19 protein-coding genes, 1 tRNA gene and 1 pseudogene are annotated in these 18270 nt (G+C 60.8%); 12 read left to right on the top strand and 9 right to left on the bottom strand.

Annotated features, from left to right (window positions below; translation table 11 throughout):
• Positions 1–57 precede the first annotated feature (57 nt).
• The 3 genes from PZN02_RS19565 to PZN02_RS19555 form a co-directional block, all read right to left on the bottom strand.
• A complete protein-coding gene (locus PZN02_RS19565) occupies positions 58–408 on the bottom strand; it encodes a hypothetical protein (RefSeq protein ID WP_280659543.1) in 351 nt (116 codons plus the stop codon).
• A gap of 269 nt (positions 409–677) precedes the next feature.
• Positions 678–1214, bottom strand: coding sequence for a GNAT family N-acetyltransferase (locus PZN02_RS19560; RefSeq protein ID WP_280659542.1), 537 nt, complete (start codon positions 1212–1214; stop codon positions 678–680).
• Between the two features lie 33 nt (positions 1215–1247).
• Positions 1248–1751 (bottom strand): cupin domain-containing protein, encoded by a 504-nt coding sequence (locus tag PZN02_RS19555; RefSeq protein WP_280659541.1) that lies wholly within the window; start codon positions 1749–1751, stop codon positions 1248–1250.
• 485 nt (positions 1752–2236) lie between these two features.
• Here PZN02_RS19555 and ribH point away from each other — a divergent pair, with 485 nt between their 5' ends.
• From ribH to PZN02_RS19535, 4 genes and pseudogenes are all read left to right on the top strand, one after another.
• A complete protein-coding gene (gene ribH, locus PZN02_RS19550; RefSeq protein ID WP_280659539.1) occupies positions 2237–2698 on the top strand; it encodes a 6,7-dimethyl-8-ribityllumazine synthase in 462 nt (153 codons plus the stop codon).
• Positions 2695–3174, top strand: coding sequence for a transcription antitermination factor NusB (gene nusB / locus PZN02_RS19545; protein WP_280659538.1), 480 nt, complete (start codon positions 2695–2697; stop codon positions 3172–3174). Before ribH ends, nusB begins: the two co-directional genes overlap by 4 nt.
• A gap of 4 nt (positions 3175–3178) precedes the next feature.
• A pseudogene (locus tag PZN02_RS19540) lies at positions 3179–4409 on the top strand (MFS transporter).
• A gap of 208 nt (positions 4410–4617) precedes the next feature.
• Complete coding sequence (locus PZN02_RS19535) at positions 4618–6753, top strand: sodium-translocating pyrophosphatase (protein WP_280659537.1); 2136 nt, start codon at positions 4618–4620, stop codon at positions 6751–6753.
• A gap of 64 nt (positions 6754–6817) precedes the next feature.
• Here the strand turns inward: PZN02_RS19535 and PZN02_RS19530 are convergent, their stop codons facing one another.
• On the bottom strand, positions 6818–7330 hold the full coding sequence (locus PZN02_RS19530; protein ID WP_280659536.1) for an outer membrane protein assembly factor BamE: 513 nt from the start codon (positions 7328–7330) through the stop codon (positions 6818–6820).
• A gap of 136 nt (positions 7331–7466) precedes the next feature.
• On the opposite strand from PZN02_RS19530, the gene PZN02_RS19525 reads away from it, so the two are divergent.
• The 6 genes from PZN02_RS19525 to PZN02_RS19500 all read left to right on the top strand — a co-directional run bounded on the left by PZN02_RS19525 (position 7467) and on the right by PZN02_RS19500 (position 12079).
• On the top strand, positions 7467–8003 hold the full coding sequence (locus PZN02_RS19525; RefSeq protein ID WP_280661554.1) for a ubiquinol-cytochrome C chaperone family protein: 537 nt from the start codon (positions 7467–7469) through the stop codon (positions 8001–8003).
• A 190-nt stretch (positions 8004–8193) separates the two neighbouring features.
• On the top strand, positions 8194–8745 hold the full coding sequence (locus PZN02_RS19520; RefSeq protein ID WP_280659535.1) for a YceD family protein: 552 nt from the start codon (positions 8194–8196) through the stop codon (positions 8743–8745).
• A gap of 200 nt (positions 8746–8945) precedes the next feature.
• Entirely contained in the window at positions 8946–9989 is a 1044-nt protein-coding gene (plsX, locus tag PZN02_RS19515; protein ID WP_280659534.1) for a phosphate acyltransferase PlsX, read from the top strand.
• Between the two features lie 18 nt (positions 9990–10007).
• Complete coding sequence (locus PZN02_RS19510) at positions 10008–10979, top strand: beta-ketoacyl-ACP synthase III (RefSeq protein ID WP_280659533.1); 972 nt, start codon at positions 10008–10010, stop codon at positions 10977–10979.
• Between the two features lie 94 nt (positions 10980–11073).
• A complete protein-coding gene (locus tag PZN02_RS19505) occupies positions 11074–11412 on the top strand; it encodes an integration host factor subunit alpha (protein ID WP_280659532.1) in 339 nt (112 codons plus the stop codon).
• A 136-nt stretch (positions 11413–11548) separates the two neighbouring features.
• Entirely contained in the window at positions 11549–12079 is a 531-nt protein-coding gene (locus PZN02_RS19500; RefSeq protein WP_280659531.1) for a MerR family transcriptional regulator, read from the top strand.
• A gap of 36 nt (positions 12080–12115) precedes the next feature.
• Here the strand turns inward: PZN02_RS19500 and PZN02_RS19495 are convergent, their stop codons facing one another.
• Positions 12116–12520, bottom strand: coding sequence for a hypothetical protein (locus PZN02_RS19495; protein ID WP_280659530.1), 405 nt, complete (start codon positions 12518–12520; stop codon positions 12116–12118).
• Positions 12521–12903: 383 nt separating this feature from the next.
• Positions 12904–13047, bottom strand: a complete 144-nt coding sequence (locus PZN02_RS19490; protein ID WP_280659529.1) for a hypothetical protein — start codon at positions 13045–13047, stop codon at positions 12904–12906.
• Positions 13048–13259: 212 nt separating this feature from the next.
• Between PZN02_RS19490 and PZN02_RS19485 the strand changes: the two genes are divergently transcribed.
• Positions 13260–13336, top strand: a tRNA-Pro gene (locus tag PZN02_RS19485).
• A 285-nt stretch (positions 13337–13621) separates the two neighbouring features.
• Positions 13622–13828 (top strand): hypothetical protein, encoded by a 207-nt coding sequence (locus PZN02_RS19480; RefSeq protein WP_153436907.1) that lies wholly within the window; start codon positions 13622–13624, stop codon positions 13826–13828.
• A 411-nt stretch (positions 13829–14239) separates the two neighbouring features.
• On the opposite strand, the gene PZN02_RS19475 is transcribed toward PZN02_RS19480, so the two are convergent.
• From PZN02_RS19475 to PZN02_RS19465, 3 genes are read right to left on the bottom strand one after another with little or no spacing between them, the layout of a single operon-like run.
• The gene (locus PZN02_RS19475) at positions 14240–15418 is read right to left on the bottom strand and encodes a glycosyltransferase family 4 protein (protein ID WP_280659528.1); all 1179 of its coding nucleotides are present in this window, start codon (positions 15416–15418) and stop codon (positions 14240–14242) included.
• On the bottom strand, positions 15415–16659 hold the full coding sequence (locus PZN02_RS19470) for an O-antigen ligase family protein (RefSeq protein WP_280659527.1): 1245 nt from the start codon (positions 16657–16659) through the stop codon (positions 15415–15417). Before PZN02_RS19470 ends, PZN02_RS19475 begins: the two co-directional genes overlap by 4 nt.
• The gene (locus PZN02_RS19465) at positions 16656–18218 is read right to left on the bottom strand and encodes an undecaprenyl-phosphate glucose phosphotransferase (RefSeq protein WP_280659526.1); all 1563 of its coding nucleotides are present in this window, start codon (positions 18216–18218) and stop codon (positions 16656–16658) included. Before PZN02_RS19465 ends, PZN02_RS19470 begins: the two co-directional genes overlap by 4 nt.
• Between the last annotated feature and the right edge of the window lie 52 nt (positions 18219–18270).

The raw sequence follows: 18270 nt of genomic DNA, 5'->3' as shown, positions 1-18270 counted from the left end.
GCAGAAATGGATCCGCCCCCGACAAGCGGGGGCGGACGCTGTTGTTAGGGTAAGGTTTCAACGGACATAAAGCGTGAGACTACCGTCGGTTGCCTGCGCTGCGCCTGCGATGTTGTTCATCTCGACATCGCGTTCCTTCAGCTTGGCGGCGAGCGCCCTGTTGGCGTCAACGGCGGCATGGAGGGCTGCCAGCTGTTGCGGCGTTTCCGCGTCGATCCTGGCGCGGGTCTCGTTCATACGGCTCAGCGTGTCGACATCGACGATCCTGAAGTTGTCGCCCTTGAAGTTTCGAACGGTCTGATCGATCTGGTTCGGCCAGTTCATTTCGACACCCGCCGCGTGAGAGATGCCGCCGAAATTCAAGGCGGAGAGGGTGGCGATGACGGAGATTTTCGCAAAGCGGTTCATTGTCATGCTCCTTTGATTGCCCGCGGGTCTCTGGCGCGTTCAACGAGCCGAGGCGTCCCGCGATGGCCAGCACCGATCCTTTGCGGGTGAGGTCACCCACAGCGAAAGGTGCTTGACTGTTTCGACTGGTTGAGGCGGCGCTCCCGTCGCGCGACCGAGAGTTACGTCGTTTCAACGTTGATAAGCTGGGCCGGAATGTGGCCCTTTCGAGGGCATAACGATTTGAAAAATAATTAAAATTTGTTCATGTTCGCGGGCCTGGAAGCCGTCTAGGCTGCGGACTTCAGATGCCGTTCGAACAGGATGACGTGGTTACCGTGATAGGTCGTGCGCCAGAATTCCGTGAAGCCATGCCTGGCGGCCACCCGGATCGATGCCTGGTTGCCGACGTCGATGACACAGGTCTTCTTCAGGGTCGGAAATTGACGATCGGCCCAGGCAAGGGCCGCGGTCACCGCCTCTGTGGCGAGCCCTTTGCCATGTGTTCTGGGGGAAAGCGCCCAGCCCATTTCCATCGTGCCTTCGAGGGATGGCGTGATCATCCGATGTGCGTCGTGGAAGCCGGCTTCGCCGATAAAAGCCCCGGTTGCCTTCTCCTGAATCGCGAAGAAGCCGAAGCCGAAATAGTGCCACATGCCGACCTGGCGCAGGAAGCGTGTCCAGGACTGCTCGCGCGAATAGGGTATGCCGCCGATGTAGCGCGTGACCTCTTCGTCGGCGAACAAGGCGGTATAGGCGGGAAAGTCGTCGCGCCGGTAGGGGCGTAGCAGAAGTCGTTCGGTTTCGATGATGGGAACGCTGTGCATGTTTCGATCCAGATTCTTGCGAGGAGGGTCAAATCAGGCGCCCGGTTCGCCGTCCCAGTAGTCGGTTGTGGATGCGGGGCGGCCGATAAACCGGAATGAAGCGTTTGGCGAACCGGGAGGCCGTGTCTTTGCCAGGAATTTGCCGGAGTCGGGATATTCGCAGATCTCCGTGGCCGCCATCGTCGAGATGGAAAGGTATTTGAGCGCCGTCGTCCCCGTGTTGATCAGATGATGCGCTGTTTCGGGGCCACCAGCCGGCGCACCCAGCACGTCGCCGGGGCCGACTTCGTGGCGCTCGTTGCCAAAGCGGTAGGTTCCCTCTCCCTCCAGGATGATGAACAGCTCCTCCTCGACATGATGGTTGTGGAAGGGGCAGCCGGATTTGCCCGGCAGCACCTCGCCGTAGCCGATCCCCAGATCCTTGAGGCCGAGGAGGGCGCCGAAAGAAACGTCGCTCGACTCGAAAAACGAGCCACGCTGCCAGTGCTCGAGTTTGAGATCCTTCAGGTTGACGATCGGCTTTCGCGCTTCAGTCATCGTGTTCCTCCCAATCTTCGGGACGCCGATGTCGCCATGTCCATCGCAGAAGCCACAGCGCCGCGCGTCTTATTAGACGCGCAAAGGACGCTGTAGCACTTTGAATTGCTGCATGTTTTCATTCTTAAATCGGCTACGATTTAACGAAACATGCAGTGGGGACAGCTCCGCCTTGCAGAATCGACGCTACTGCACCTAAGGTTTAGGTGCAATCAAAGCTGTTGCAAGCAAATACGGTCCTGCAGGCCGGTCCTTGTAACAACCCCGCGGACCCGTCTGCAGCGGCGCCTGCCTCGGCTCTTGTCTTGTTTTTGTCGTCACCCCGGACGACGGAAGAGCTATCGCGCTCGCGCCGCAAAAAAGAGCGTCGGCGCGGCAAATGGCCCCCGGCAGGCGGAATTTGCTTGCCATTCTGCGTCGGGCGTGGTTTTACCGCCGCCTGCGCCGGTCAGGTCCGGCCCCAAGTTTTCAAAGACAGGTGATCCATGGCGAAGACCAAGTCCGCCCACATCTTGATTGTGGAAGCGCGCTTCTATGATGATATGGCCGACGCCTTGCTCGACGGCGCAAAGCACGCGATCGATGCAGCCGGCGCGACTTATGATATTGTGACAGTTCCGGGGGCGTTGGAAATTCCCGCGGCGATTGCCATGGCGCTCGACGGCGCCGACGAGGGCGGCACCGAATATGACGGTTACGTCGCGCTCGGCATGGTGATCCGCGGCGAGACCTACCATTTCGACATCGTCGCGAACGAATCTGCGCGCGCCCTGATGGACCTGGCCGTCAGCGAAAGCCTTGCGCTCGGCAACGGCATTCTGACGGTCGAGAATGATGACCAGGCATGGGCTCGCGTCCGCCGGTCGGAAGGCGACAAGGGTGGTTTCGCCGCGCGCGCGGCGCTGACCATGATCGAACTGAAGAAGAAACTGGGCGCAGAAAAGTGACGAAGACTCCCTCGGATCAGCCGCTGAAGCAGGTCAACCAGCGTGGTGCCGCGCGCCTCGCCGCGGTCCAGGCGCTATATCAGATGGACATCGGCGGCACCGGTGTGCTGGAGATCGTTGCCGAATACGAAGAGCACCGGCTGGGCCGGGAACTGGACGGAGAGACCTACCTCAAGGCGGACGCCTCGTGGTTCCGTTCGATCGTGTCGGGCGTCGTGCGCGACCAGCGCAAGCTCGACCCGCTGATCGGCGCCGCCCTTCAGGACGATTGGGCACTGTCCAGGCTCGATTCCACCGTCCGTGCAATCCTGCGCGCCGGCACCTTCGAGATGATCGAGCGCAAGGATGTCCCGGTTCCGGTAATCGTCACCGAATATGTCGAGATCGCGAAGGCTTTCTTCGAGGACGAGGAGCCCAAGCTCGTCAACGCAGTCCTCGACCGGATCGCCAAGCAAGTCCGCGGCCAGCGGAAATAGCAAAATGGTGGCAGCGACTGCGGACGACTTGGGGGCGGTTCTCCGCGAGGCACGCCGCAACGTCTTTCTGTTGACCCTTGCACAGGCGCTGCTCGGTGTGGTCGGGCCGATCAGTTTCGCGGTCGGTGGTGTCGCCGGCCACCAGCTTCTCGGCGAAGACAAGTCGCTGGCGACGGCACCGCTTACCGGCTTCAACGTGGGCTTGGCGCTCGGTGTCGTTCTTGCGGCGACGCTGTCTCGGCTGGTCGGCAGGCGCTTGGCCTTCATCGGCGGCGCCGTTATCGCCGCATTAGGCGGGCTGGTTGCAGCGGCGGCGCTTTTCCGTGAGAATTTCTGGCTGTTCACGTTCGGCTTGGCCGTTCTCGGCTCCTCCAGCGGCTTCACGCAAAAACTTCGCTTCGCGGCAGCCGACGCATCGCCCGCCTTCTACAAGCCGAAGGCGATTTCCTGGATATTGGGCGGCGGCATCATCTCGGCGATACTCGGGCCGCAGATCGTCATTTTCGCCGGTGACTACTTCGCGCCCATATGGTTTGCCGGTGCGTTCGTGGCCTTGCTGCCGGTTTGCCTCGCGGCCATTGTCTTTTTTGTCCCTCTTCGCCTGCCGGATATCCGAAGCGCTTCGGATCAGCACGCCGCCTCGCCGGTTCGGCCGCTCCGTGAGATCGTCGGCACCCAGCGGTTCCTGACAGGCATGATCTGCGGCATCTCCGCCTATGCGCTGATGACCTTCATGATGACGGGTGCACCGGTTGCCATGGTTGTCGGCTGCGGTTTTTCGACGGATCTCGCGACCCTCGGAATACAATGGCATGTGCTCGCGATGTTCGGCCCGAGCTTTGCGACCGGCTGGCTCATCGCCCGCTTCGGCGCGGAGCGTATCGTGGCCTGCGGTTTTGTGCTGCTTCTCGCTTGCGCGGCGATCGCTCATATGGGCGTGGCGCTTTGGAATTTCTGGGGCGCACTGGTTCTCCTCGGATTGGGCTGGAATTTCGCATTCATCGGCTCGACCGCAATTGTTGCGCAGAGCTATCGTCCGCATGAGGCCGACAAGGTTCAGGGGCTTCCACGATATCGTGCTGTTTTCGACGGTCGCCGGCGCATCCTTCGCCTCCGGCAAGGTGCTTTCGGCCTATGGATGGGACATGCTCAATGCCGTCGTCTGGCCGGTTGCTGGCACCTGCCTCTTCCTCCTTTTCGTGTTGATGCGGAGGAACGGGCGCGTTCCCGCCTGACCGCCCGCACCGGCGGTTCAGCAAAATCTTCCAACTGCCCCCAAAACGCGATCACGCCGGTCATTTCAGGGACTTGACGATCCCTTTTCGCGCCCGCACTCTGGCCGCGCCGCGAGGGGTGCCGCTTGAGGAGGCGGCGCGCGATTCGCGGATTGAGGGGCCTGCGGGAGGGAGTGAGCCCGTGGGTTGAAACGGAGGATAGTGCGAAATGACCTTGCTTTTAGGTGTTATCGCATGCGGGTTGCTCGCGGTGGCCTATGCCATCTGGGCAACGCAGTCGGTGCTTGCCGCCGACCAGGGGAACGCCCGCATGCAGGAGATCGCAGGCTTTATCAGGGAGGGGGCGCAGGCCTACCTCACACGTCAATACAGAACTATTGCCATCGTCGGTGTCGTCGTCTTTATCGCCGCGTGGATTCTTCTCTCGAGTGCAGCCGCAATCGGCTTCCTGATCGGCGCGGTGTTGTCGGGGGCGGCCGGTTTCATCGGCATGCATGTGTCGGTGAGGGCCAATGTTCGCACAGCCCAGGCCGCATCGGTCAGCCTTGCCTCCGGTCTCGATATCGCTTTCAAATCCGGCGCGATCACAGGCATGCTGGTGGCTGGTTTGGCATTGCTCGGTGTGTCAGTCTACTACCTCATCCTGACCGTGGGCCTCGGCAATGGGCCGGCCGCGCGTGAGGTCATCGATGCGCTTGTGGCGCTCGGTTTCGGCGCGTCGCTGATCTCGATCTTCGCCCGCCTCGGCGGCGGCATCTTTACCAAAGGCGCCGATGTCGGGGGCGATCTCGTCGGCAAGGTGGAAGCGGGCATTCCGGAAGACGATCCGCGCAACCCGGCGACCATCGCGGACAACGTCGGCGACAATGTCGGCGACTGCGCAGGCATGGCCGCGGACCTCTTCGAAACCTACGCGGTTTCGGTCGTGGCGACCATGGTGCTTGCATCGATCTTCTTCGCCGGCACGCCGCTGCTCGCCACGGTGATGGTTTATCCGCTTGCGATCTGCGCGGCTTGCATTATCACCTCGATCATCGGCACCTTCTTCGTCAAACTCGGCACCAACGGCTCGATCATGGGCGCGCTTTATCGGGGGCTGATCGTCACCGGTGCGCTCTCGATCATCGGTCTTGGCGCCGCGACGTCGCTGACGATCGGCTGGGGCTCGATCGGAATGGTTGCCGGCAAGGATGTCACCGGCTGGGCGCTGTTCATCTGCGGTATCCTCGGCCTTGTCGTCACCGCACTGATCGTCGTGATCACGGAATACTATACGGGCACCAACAAGCGGCCGGTGAACTCGATTGCGCAGGCATCCGTTACCGGCCATGGCACCAACGTGATCCAGGGGCTCGCCGTCTCGCTCGAATCGACGGCGCTGCCGGCGATCGTCATCGTCGGCGGTATCATCTCCACCTACCAGCTTGCCGGCCTCTTCGGCACCGCCATCGCTGTCACCGCCATGCTCGGCCTTGCCGGCATGATCGTGGCGCTCGATGCCTTCGGTCCGGTGACGGACAACGCCGGCGGTATCGCCGAGATGTCGCATCTGCCGCCTGAGGTTCGCAAGTCGACCGACGCGCTCGACGCCGTCGGCAACACGACCAAGGCCGTGACCAAGGGCTATGCGATCGGTTCCGCGGGCCTCGGCGCTCTCGTGCTTTTCGCGGCCTATTCGAACGACCTCACCTACTTCGCCGCCAATGGCGACAAGCATCCTTATTTCGCTGATGTGGGTGCGATCTCGTTTGATCTGTCCAACCCCTATGTCGTTGCCGGCCTGATCTTCGGTGGTCTCATCCCTTATCTCTTCGGCGGCATCGCCATGACATCCGTCGGCCGGGCGGCCGGCTCGATCGTCGAAGAGGTGCGCCGGCAATTCAAGGAAAAGCCGGGCATCATGGAAGGCAAGGACCGGCCTGACTATGGACGCGCCGTCGATCTGCTGACCAAGGCGGCCATCCGCGAGATGATCGTGCCTTCGCTGCTGCCGGTGCTGGCGCCGATCGTCGTCTATTTCGGTGTATTGCTGCTTTCCGGCTCGAAGGCCTCGGCCTTCGCCGCGCTCGGGGCGTCGCTCCTTGGCGTCATCGTCAACGGCTTGTTCGTCGCCATCTCGATGACCTCCGGGGGCGGGGCATGGGACAATGCGAAGAAGAGCTTCGAGGACGGTTTCGTCGACAAGAACGGCACGCGTCACATGAAGGGTTCCGACGCCCACAAGGCTTCGGTCACCGGCGATACGGTCGGCGATCCCTACAAGGATACGGCCGGCCCGGCGGTTAATCCGGCAATCAAGATCACCAATATCGTGGCCCTGCTGTTGCTGGCTGTCCTAGCCTGACCAAGGCTGCATAAAGCCAAGAGGCCCGCGAACTTTGTTCGCGGGCCTCTCTGTATGTTGCGGCTTATGGATCTTTGCCAAAGTCCTTGAAGAGGTTTCGCGCCGCAGCCTGTCCGGCGCCGGGGCCGGTCAGAAGCTGGCCGAGGAAGCTGGTTTCCTTGCCGCCGGTCGGAGTCGTGCGCGAGAGCATGTCGAAGACCTTGCCGTCCTTCATCGTATAGTGCGCGAGCTGGCCGACGACGCCTTCCTTGTCGAAATATACGGCAAGGATCGATTGGTCGACGAGCTTCGGCTTCATGAAGGCAACCGGCCGCCTGCGCGTCTGCGAGATGTAATAGAAGACCTCGTTGTCGAAGGTGGCGGTCGTCGAAGGCGTGCCCAGAGAGAGCAGCACCTGCTCGCGGCTCGATCCGACCGGCACGAGATTCAGCGTTTCCTGATCGACGACATAGCCCTGATGCAGGACCTCGCCCATATTCGCCGTCGTGCAGGCGGCAAGCGCAGTTGTGCAAAGGGAAGCCACGAGCACGGCACGGCTTAGAACATTCAGGTTTGATATCAAATACCGCTTCGACAAGGACTGTTCCCCTGGAGTAACGATGGCAGGTCCGCCATTGCAATTCGTGCCTGCTTCGGTAAACCAGCTTCGGCTATCATGCAATAACGTCGTGGGCGCCGCCCACATTTCGAGAAAGCCAGAGCTGGGCTTTGTGATGATTTTTGGACTGTTCAAGAGAAAAAGCGGCAATATTGCGATTGTGGAGCGTCAGTATGCGTTGCTGACCGCCGCCGCACGCCAGCCGTTTCTGTACACCGACCTCGCTGTGCCCGATACCGTCATGGGCCGCTTCGAGATGTTGTCGGCAATCCTGATTCTCTATTTTCGGCGGACACGCGCCTCCGCGCGTACCGGACAGGAGATCGCGCAGGAGATCGTCGATGCCTTTTTCGAAGACGTCGACCATTCCATCCGCGAACTCGGCGTCGGTGACGCGGGCGTTCCGAAGAAGATGAAAAAGTTCGCCGGAATGTTCTATGGCCGGCTCGAGTCCTATGCCGCCGCGCTCGAGCAAAGGGATGGCCAGGCTTTGGCGGCTGCGCTCCTGCGCAACTTCCACCCCGATGCCCGCGAGGGGCCGTCGATGGACGGACTGGCCGCCTATCTTCTGGCCACCGAAGCGGCCTTGTCCGAAACGCCGGAAGAGGTGGTCGAAGCGGGTCAGTTGCGCATACCGCCAGCTGGAGCGTAATAGGCCGATATCGATGCCGCCCGACGATTGCGCTCGGCGGCTCTACTGCATGTTTCCTTAAATCGTAGCCGATTCAAGGATAAAAACATGCAGCAACTCAAAGTGCTACAGCGTCCTTTGCGCGTCTGACCAGACGCGCGGCGCTGTAGGCGCGGCATGGTGCTTCGATGCCGCGAGGAAGGATCTTGTCATGAGAGATGATAGCAAACCGGCGTTCTCCTACCCGGTGAAGGTGGGACACATCTCGGCAAACGCGGTCAGCGTCCATCTTTCGGCGAACGAGGCCGAGCGCCGGGCGCTTGCCAAGCTCTGGAATGTCGAAGAAGTACTCTCGCTCGCCGCCGACCTCCAGATCGCGCGTTGGAAGAAGGACGGAGTGAAGATCAAGGGTGACGTGGCTGCCCGTGTCGTCCAGTCCTGCGTGGTGACGCTCGAACCGGTCGAAGCGGAGATAAAGGAACCTGTTGAGGCGATTTTCGTGCCGGAAGGATCGCGGCTTGCACGCCAGGCGCAGAATGACGGTGGCGAGATGGTACTCGATCCGGATGGTCCGGACATTCCCGACACCTTTGCCGGCGATACCATCGATGCGGGCGTCGTGGTCGCCGAACATGTCGCGCTGGCTATCGATCCCTATCCGCGCAAGGAGGGGGCGGTCTTCGGTGAGCGCATCGAAAGCTCTGAGGCGGACGACAAGCGACCGAACCCGTTTGCGGTGCTGAAGAACTTGAAAAAGGATTGAAACGGCGAAAGCCGCGCTTACAATTCGGTTGTCACGCAGACGAAAAGCAGTATTTTGGCCCGACTCCAGCCGGTGGGAGCCGATGCGCCGAGACGTCGCATGTTGGCTCAAGCGTCAGAAGGAACAAGGATCGCCCCGCGTTAGAAGCGATGCGCAGGGCGAGACGCGTTGCGTAGGCAGGAAAAAAGGATAAGACACGCGTGGTCAGAATTTCACTTGACGTGATGGGGGGCGACTATGGTCCTGAAGTCGTCATCCCGGGCGCAGCGAGAGCGCTCGAACGTCACCCGGACATAAGATTCGTCTTGTTCGGTCAGGAGGCGCGATGCGCCGAGCTTCTGGCCAAGTATCCGAAGCTGATAGCAGCGAGCACCTTCAACGATTGCGAAATCGCCGTCGGCATGGACGAAAAGCCCAGCCAGGCGCTCCGCCGCGGACGCGGCAAATCGAGCATGTGGAAAGCGATCGACGCGATCAATGCCGGCGAGGCGGACGTGGTCGTTTCCGCAGGCAATACAGGCGCGCTGATGGCGATGTCCGTCTTCTGTCTCAGAACCATGCAGGGGATCCAGCGTCCGGCAATCGCCGCCATCTGGCCGACACTGAAAGGGGAGAGCATCGTCCTCGACGTCGGTGCAACGATCGGCGCGGACGCGCAGCAGCTCATGGATTTTGCCTTGATGGGCGGCGCGATGGCGCGCGCCTTGTTCGAGGTCGAACATCCCTCGGTCGGCTTGCTCAATGTCGGCGTGGAAGAGATCAAGGGTCAGGAAGAGGTCAAGGAGGCCGGGCGGCTCATCCGCGAAGCCAATATCGAGGGCATCGACTACTATGGTTTCGTTGAAGGCGACGACATCGGCCGCGGAACCGTCGATGTCGTCGTAACCGAAGGCTTTTCGGGCAACATCGCCTTGAAGGCGGCCGAAGGAACGGCTCGTCAGATTGCCGAATATCTGCGCGCGGCCATGTCGCGCACGTTGCTCGCGAAGATCGGTTACGTGTTCGCCAAAGGTGCCTTCGATCGGCTGCGCGAAAAGATGGACCCGCGAAAAGTCAATGGCGGTGTGTTCCTCGGCCTCAACGGCGTCGTCATCAAGAGTCATGGTGGCACCGACGCAGAGGGTTTCGCGGCCGCAATCGATGTCGGCTACGACATGGTAAAGAATGGCCTCAAGGCCAAAATAGAAAGCGACCTGGCGAAATATCACGGCGCGCAGCCGTCTGAATCCCTCCCGCCGGCATGAATGATGAGGTTTGAGTAAATGATCCGTTCCGTCGTTCGCGGCTTCGGCGCAGCGCTGCCGAAGCGAGTGATGACCAACAAGGAAATGGAATCGAAGGTCGACACGTCCGACGAGTGGATCGTGCAACGGACCGGGATTCGCCAGCGTTATATCGCGGGCGAGGGTGAAACGACCGCATCGCTCGGAGAAAACGCTGCGCGTGCCGCGCTTGCGCGGGCCGATCTGACGGCAGACGATTTGGACCTGATCATCGTCGCGACATCGACGCCGGATAACACGTTTCCGGCGACGGCGGTGAACATCCAGAACCGCCTCGGCATGCGGCATGGCGCAGCCTTCGACCTGCAGGCGGTCTGTTCCGGCTTCGTGTATGCGGTGGCGACAGCGGACGCTTATATCCGAGGCGGCCTCGCCAAGCGTGCGCTGGTGATCGGGGCCGAGACGTTCTCGCGCATCCTCGACTGGTCGGATCGAACGACCTGTGTGCTCTTCGGCGACGGCGCCGGCGCGATCATCCTCGAAGCCCAGGAAGGCTCAGGCACGAATGCCGACCGTGGAGTGCTGACGGCGCAACTACGCTCCGACGGCATTCACGGCGACAAGCTTTACGTCGATGGCGGCCCCTCGACCACGGGCACCGTGGGCCATCTCAGGATGGAAGGGCGCGAGGTGTTCAAGCATGCCGTCGGCATGATCACGGACGTGATCGAGGCGGCCTTCGAGGCAACTGGGACGACGGCGGATGACGTCGACTGGCTGGTTCCGCACCAGGCCAATCGGCGTATCATCGATGGCTCTGCAAAGAAGCTGGGTATCCCGCTCGATAAGGTTGTGGTGACGGTCGATGCCCATGGCAATACCTCGGCTGCCTCCATCCCGCTCGCGCTTGATACCGCCGCCGCCGACGGGCGGATTAAAAAAGGCGACCTCGTAATGCTGGAGGCCATGGGCGGCGGCTTCACCTGGGGCTCTGTTCTCATCCGGTGGTAAAGAAAATAATGAAGTACCGCAGGCGCTTGACCGCAAAAGGCAAGGGCAATAGTCTTCGTTCGCTGATCGGCATGCCAGACATCGGTGGGGGAAGATGAGCGGAAAAACAGTAACACGGGCGGATTTGGCTGAGTCGGTTTTTCGCAAGGTAGGCCTATCTCGTACAGAGTCGGCCGAACTCGTGGAAACGGTCATTGATGAAATATGCAACGCAATCGTGCGTGGCGAGAGCGTGAAGCTGTCTTCCTTCGCGACCTTCCAGGTGCGCGACAAGAACGAGCGCATCGGGCGCAATCCGAAAACCGGCGAGGAAGTTCCGATTTCGCCGCGCCGGGTGATGACCTTCAAGGCGTCGAACGTACTGAAGCAGCGCGTGCTGAAGGCGCATTTGAGTCGCAAGGCCAAGCAGAAGCCGGCCTCTCCGGCGCCCTGACCCCTTGCTTCAAACCACAAATGTGGTTGAAAACCCGTCCATAACCCATTGAAATGGGCGCGACTCGTGCGATCATCGCGCGGTGTTCCGTCCATTGCGGTGCTTACATGCCGCATGATCTGTAAACGGGGATGATATGGACAAAAGCCCGGACGCCTTCCGCACAATCAGCGAGGTCGCTGACGAGCTCGATCTGCCTCAACATGTCCTGCGTTTCTGGGAGACCCGATTCCAGCAGATCAAGCCGATGAAGCGCGGCGGCGGTCGACGGTACTATCGCCCGGAGGACGTCGATCTCCTCAAGGGCATTCGTCATCTCCTTTATGATCATGGCTACACGATCAGGGGCGTGCAAAAGCTCCTGAAAGCCAACGGCAACAAGTTTGTCGCGGCGATCGCAAGCGGCGATCTCGCAACTGTCGAAGCACTTGCAGCGTCCAGCAACGAGGAGCCGCAACCGCCAAAAGTCGGCGTCGCCGACGAAGACCAGATCGTTGGCCGCGCGAAGGCGCCGGCAGGCCGGCGGTTTTTCTCCTTCGGCGGCGGTGGCGACGACGCCGAGATATCGATCGGCAAGGCTTCCGTAAGCAAGGAGGACCGGGCGCTTTTGCAGGAAGCGCTTTACGATCTTCTGGAATGCAAGCGGCTGCTCGATCAGGTGCGGTGACACCGAGGTCGCCGTATGGCTGGCGAGTCCCGGGTGCTAGCCTATTTTTGGTCCGCGCGGCTTGGAAGTGCCGTTCGAATGTTGGTCCGGGGTGAAGACGAACGCCGGGAAATGGATATGTTCAAGGAATGCGAAACCTCTGGCCGGAGGCTTCGCGGTAGGCGCGACGTGCATCGTCGCTGAGAGCTCGTCGAGATATTCCAGCGCCTCATGGGCTGCTAACACCGTCAGCATCCCGCCGTCCGCCTGGCCCGCCTTCTGCAGGTCCCTTCTTGTATTCTCTATCGTCTCCCGGACAAAGCCTCGCGGGTCATCGCTCTGTGAAGCGGCCCATTCGAGAAGGCGGCACATCATGATTTCATTCACACGCAAGGCGGCGACTGTTTGACCAAGCAGGAGCGTCAGTTTCTGAAGCTTATCTGCGTCTATTTTACGGGACATCTGGAATCTTCACCTTTTTGGTTTTCTTTCCCTTTCCGGAGTTTCGCCCAAGTTTGTTCGATGACACTGCATCGGTAGAGGTCGAACGGCTCGGTTAAGCTTTTGTTCCCGCGGTTTGGTCGTGTACCGCGCGTCTCTCGCGTCAGCGCTGTCGTGCCCATCGGCAAACTTCATCGCCTCGTATCGGCGAGGCTGACGGCGTATGTTGCATGAAGTTCTGGCACTTGCGCCGGCCGAAATCCGGTTGCTACTCAATCTTCTGAAAGTTCTTCGACCGTAGTCGCGATAGCGGGACAAAGCGCATGCAGGCTTGCCAGGTTCGCTGGGGACGGTCGGCGGCTCTGCCGGAAACCGTGTTGTTCCAGTGCGAACCGTCGCTTCATTCACGGATGAACTTGGTTGGTGATCACCAGTGCCGGCCTGTTCGGCGCCATCTCCACCACTGTTCGATCGACCGTCAGGATGCTCATAACGAGAGCGATGAGCACGAGAATAAGCGCCGAAAATGCGAGGCCTGCTTTATCCATCTCGCATTTTGGTGGGTTGAATGCGCGCAGAACGGGGCAAAATGCCGGGAGAATTGAGGCGGTGTCCGTCGTGGTAAATGTTGTCTTAACGCACCGGATTCTAAGGCCGGCGGCAGTCTCCCCATTTCCACGCGGTTTATTCTCTTTTCAACATGCAGATCAAATTTCGGGCTTGCGCTCCTAGCGTTGAGACTATAGGGGTTTTCTCGGTTCGGAGCGTAGCGCAGCCCGGTAGCGCACTTGACTGGGGGTCAAGGGGTCGCTGGTTCGAGTCCAGTCGCTCCGACCATTTAATCACTTGGCAAACGCCCTTCGCGATCACCGTTCACGGCGTCCTGACGGCATACTCCGTAAGCACAAGCAAAACTTCCCAAGTCTGTGAGAAAAAGCCGCGTCGCGCGACGGGCACGCTTGCGGTACCGGCTGGCGCATGGGTGCTTACTCTGCTTCTCGCCGGGCACTGCGGAACGCATTTCTACGACCCCGATCACGATCGAACCAGAGAACGGTTTTGTGATTTTGTCGGGGCCGCGGCGGCGGATAAACTGCGCCTGCAACAACCAGGAGAAGCCTTATGAAGACCATCCTCGTATTTGCAGCCGCCTTCGCTTTATCGACAACGGTGGCTTCCGCTGAGTGCGTCGGGCATTCCAAGACCACTGCTTCTGTAGACAAGGAGATAACCACGGCGAGCGTCACCAAGGCCGAACAGTCGACGCCGGCGGAAGAGATCCTTCTGCAGCAGAAACAGCAGCAGGAAGAGCGACAGGCGGAAGAATAGCCCAAACACCGTCGGATGCCTGGCCTCCCGGATGCCGGGGCTCGGTCCTGCATCCGACGCTTCTCGTGAATAACACCCCTCAATCCCGCCCCTACACCGCTGCACCGTGACGGTGTGTCTTGGCGACAGCTAGAGCCCTTCAGGGTTAAATGGAAACAGTTCTGTTGGCTCAAACGGAGTCGGATGGTCGACCGGCCGGCGCGCGGCGTAGCCAAAGCATACGTCCAAGCCGGCCGGCCGATCAGGCGGCCCGTTTCAGCCAACCCGAAGGGCCGGGCATCTTTCCGCCAGGCTCAGAGGCGATCGGCTCGGACGTACATCCGGGTACGCGCCTTCGCCAATCGCCTCTGCCCTGACGAAAACCTGCTCCGGCAGAACTGCTTCCATTTAACCCTGAAGGGCTCTAGTCGTTCAAGGGCGCTGGCGCGTGGCCAGACGTCGGTAGAGCGCTTCCGTCCGGTCAATCATCACATCGAGCGTGAAACGATCCTTGCGGAGCTCGGCCGCCTTGAGGAGCGCCGCATAGCTTTCCGGGTTTGCAGCCGCGACCATCGTTTTCGTGAGCTGCGAAACATCATCGCTGTTGGGAATGATGAAGCCGTTCTGGCCGTTGTCGATGACGGTTTTGGCGCCGCCGACATCGCAGATGATGATCGGTCTGCCCGCGGCCGCGGCCTCCAGCATGACATAGGACATCGCCTCATAGCGGCTCGGCATGACGACGAGATCAAAGGCAGCCACTGCCTGAGGACCGGTGAAGGCAGAGGTCAGGTGAATGCGGCTTTGCAGCCCGCTTGCCGCGATCGCGCGGCGAAGCTCGTCCTCCAGTTCGCCGGCACCGACCATCACGAGATAGCTGTTCTTGACCAATGATGCCGCGCCCATGAAGGCGTCTATGAGCCGCGCCGGCGCCTTCTGGCTGGAAAGACGGCCAATGAAGCCGAAGACAAAGGCGTCTGCGGGAATCCCGAAGCTCGCGCGAACCGTCTTCGCCATGTCGGGCGAGGGGGGCAGAACCCCGTTGACGATCACGGATATCCGCTCCTCCGGGATGCCAAGCGACAATGCATGCGCCCGTTCGTCATCGGAAACCGCGATGAGCTGATCGGTGAAAAACCACGCCAAGGCCCACTCGATGGCGCCGTAGATCAATCGTCCGCCACGATCAAGCGCCGGGTCCATGGTCCGGAAGGCATGTGGGGTATAGACGCGCGGCGCATGGCGCCCGGGCAGCCGCAGACGCGTAAGGGCGCCAGCCTTGGAACTGTGGCCGTGCACGATGTCGAATGGTCCCGTGGTTCGGCTGATGCGCCGAATGGCGCGAAAGGCCGGCAGGTCGGACGGTCCGGGCGCACGCTCCATGTCGACCGCGTGGACGGCGGGCAAGTCGATTGCCTTGAGCTCCCGGACGAAGCCGTCTTCAGCTCGCACCGGTGAATAGATCGCCTCGACATGATGGCCGCGTGCCTGCATGCCGCGGCAAATATCGAGAAAGTGCCGGCCGGACCCGCCTCCGCTCGGCTCCAGCACTTCGAGCAGGCGCAGCGGACGGGCCGCCGATCCGTCGGTTACGGGCGTGTCGATGGTCATGCGTGCCTTCCGGCGCGGGCGCGCCTTTGAAAGCGATATTCGAGCGCGGCACATCCCCAGACGATGCCAAGCAGCATGTAGAAATGACGCCAATGGTCTGTGTCGATGACGTTGCCGACACCAGCATGGCCGATCAGCGTGACCCACGCAATCATCAGGTACGGCTGCCATGGCCGGTCGAGCAGAAGGAAGCGGAAGCCCAGCGAAAGCGTCCATGCGATCAGCGTCACGTAGGCGATCAAGCCGATCCAGCCATAGGACGTCAGGCACTTCAGCCAGATATTGTGTTCGTCCTCCGGGAAAATGGTACTGAAGACCAGCGGGCCGATGCCGAGCGGTTTTTCCATCGACATGAGAAAGCCGATCCGGTGCCGGTCGAACCGCCCAAGATGCCCGCCATCATACTCCTGAACAAGCTGGGAACGGCTCGAGAAGAGCGTCGCGACCTGCTCCGACTGCAGGGCGACCGCAAGTGCGGCGACGATGAAGAGCGCGCCGCTGAGCGCCAGCACCAGAATGCGCAGGCGGAAAAGGCCGCTCCGCTCCTTCAGCAGCATGACGAAGACAAAGGCGACGACGCAAAAGAGATTGAGTGCCCATGCCGCTCGCGAGAACGAGAGGAAAACGCCGAGCGTCAGGATGAGAAGCGCGATGATCTTCGGCGGAGCCCGCCGGATCGGCTGGGTGAACAGGCCGTGAATGAGATAAAGCGCCGGCGCGGTGAGAAACGGTCCGAAGACGTTCGGGTCCTGGAACGCTCCCTTCGCGCGGTCGTAGAGCGTGAAATTGGAGCCGCCCGGTATTGCGCCGAAATAGCCGAGAATGCCGAGGAGCGCCGTGATGACCGCGGCAGCAACCCAGGCATTGAAGATCAGCCGCAGTCTTTGATGCCGATCTTCGATGATCGCCGCGAAGAAGACAGCCGAGACCGCCAGGAAGCCGGAGACGGCCATGTACATCGGCCCGGTGGCAAGGTCCGACATCGTGGTCAGCGACAGGATGCCGCCAACCATAAACAGCACGAGGAGCGACAGCAACGGCGCCACGTAGCGGGAAATCTTCAGGCCGAAGAGCGCCCACAGGCCGATGAGGCACGCCATGAAGAGCTCGTAAGGCGCCGGCTCAGCGATGACGAAGCCAGACAGAAAAACGGCGATTGTCACCAAGCCGGAACCAAGCAGCGAAATCGCGGCAAGCTGGGGGCGAAGGACGATTGGCAGGGATGCGCTCGTGGAGATCAATAGGCGTTGTCCGTGTTGAGCAACCGGAACGGCGTCAGGACAAGGATCTTCAGATCCAGGAGCAGGGACCAGTTTTCGATGTAGTAGAGGTCGAAAGCGGTGCGGAAGCGGATCTTTTCGTCATTGTCGATCTCGCCGCGCCAACCGTTGATTTGTGCCCAGCCGGTCACCCCCGGCTTGACGCGATGGCGGGCAAAATAGCCTTCGACGACATCGGAATAGGTTCGGTTCCGGGTTTGCGCCAGAACGGCGTGGGGCCGCGGGCCGACCAGCGAGAGTTCGCCCTTCAACACGTTGAAGATCTGCGGCAACTCATCGATCGACGACTTACGCAGGAAGCGGCCAACGGGAGTTACCCGCGGGTCTCCCTTGGTGACGGCACTGCGAGCGGTCGGATCGCTCATATGCGCATACATGGAGCGGAACTTGTAAACTTCGATCGTCTCGTTGTTGAAGCCGTGTCGGGCCTGCTTGAAGATGATCGGCCCTGGAGACGTGACCTTGACGGCGACAGCCGCGGCAAGCATCACCGGCCACAGGAGAAGAAGCGCGACAACGCTGAAAAAAATGTCGAAACAGCGCTTCGCCACGGAATCCCAATCGGCGATCGGCTTGTCGAAGATGTCGAGCATCGGAACCTGTCCGACATGGGAATAGCTGCGCGGTCGGAAGCGCAGGTTGTTGGCGTGCGCCGCAAGTCGAATGTCGACCGGAAGGATCCAGAGCTTCCTCAACAGTTCGAGAATGCGCCTTTCTGCAGTCAGCGGCAGCGAGATGATCAGCATGTCGATTCTCGCAAGCCGGGCGAATTCGACGAGTTCGTTGACTGTCCCCAATTTCGGATAGCCGGCGATCATGTTCGGCGATCGCCGCTCATCGCGATCGTCGAAGATGCCGCAGATGCGGATATCGTTGTCCGGCTGATGTTCGATCGTGCGGATCAGATCCTTGGCTGGCTGACCACCGCCGACGATGACGGCACGACGTTCCATCGTCCCGTTGCGCGACCAATGGCGGATCGAATAGGCGATGAAGGCGCGTTGAGCGACAAGGAAGAACGCGCCGCCGATGAACCATCCCGCGATCCAGACGCGGGAATATTGATGCCCGGACTTCAGAAAGAAAAGCGCAAGGGCAATGGCGCCGAAGGCGATCGCCCAGGCGCCCAGAACGCGCGGCGTCATTCGCAGCCAGGCCCTGAGCGCGGGAACTTGATAACCATCGGCGATCTGAATGGCTGCGACGGCGAGTGCCGAACCGCCGGCGAGAATCGCAAGATAGACGGGCAGTTGTTCGACGGCCGGTTGGACATAGTAGGCGTTGATGCCATAGCCGATGGCGAAGAGAACGCAGAAGTCGAGCAACCGGATGAGACCAGTGATCATCGCGGGCGAATAGGTGTCGGCGCGAAACTGAAGCGCGATCTGTCGAGCCAGCGGATTGAGCTCCGCGGCGCCTTTCTCCCCGATCGTCTCTTCGGGAGCGGCCGTCCGAATTTCGGAGATCTTCTTGCGAAGCGCTTCCGGATCGAATGCCTCGGGCCTTTCGTAGTGGTTCATGGTCTCTTCCTGGCGCTGAAGTCCCAGCGCCCGGATAGCAGAAAGCCACTAA

The sequence above is a fragment of the Sinorhizobium garamanticum genome (genome assembly GCF_029892065.1).
Classification (GTDB): domain Bacteria; phylum Pseudomonadota; class Alphaproteobacteria; order Rhizobiales; family Rhizobiaceae; genus Sinorhizobium; species Sinorhizobium garamanticum.
The sequence above is the reverse complement of the archived record's forward strand: the minus strand, read 5'-3'. Positions and strand labels throughout refer to the sequence as shown.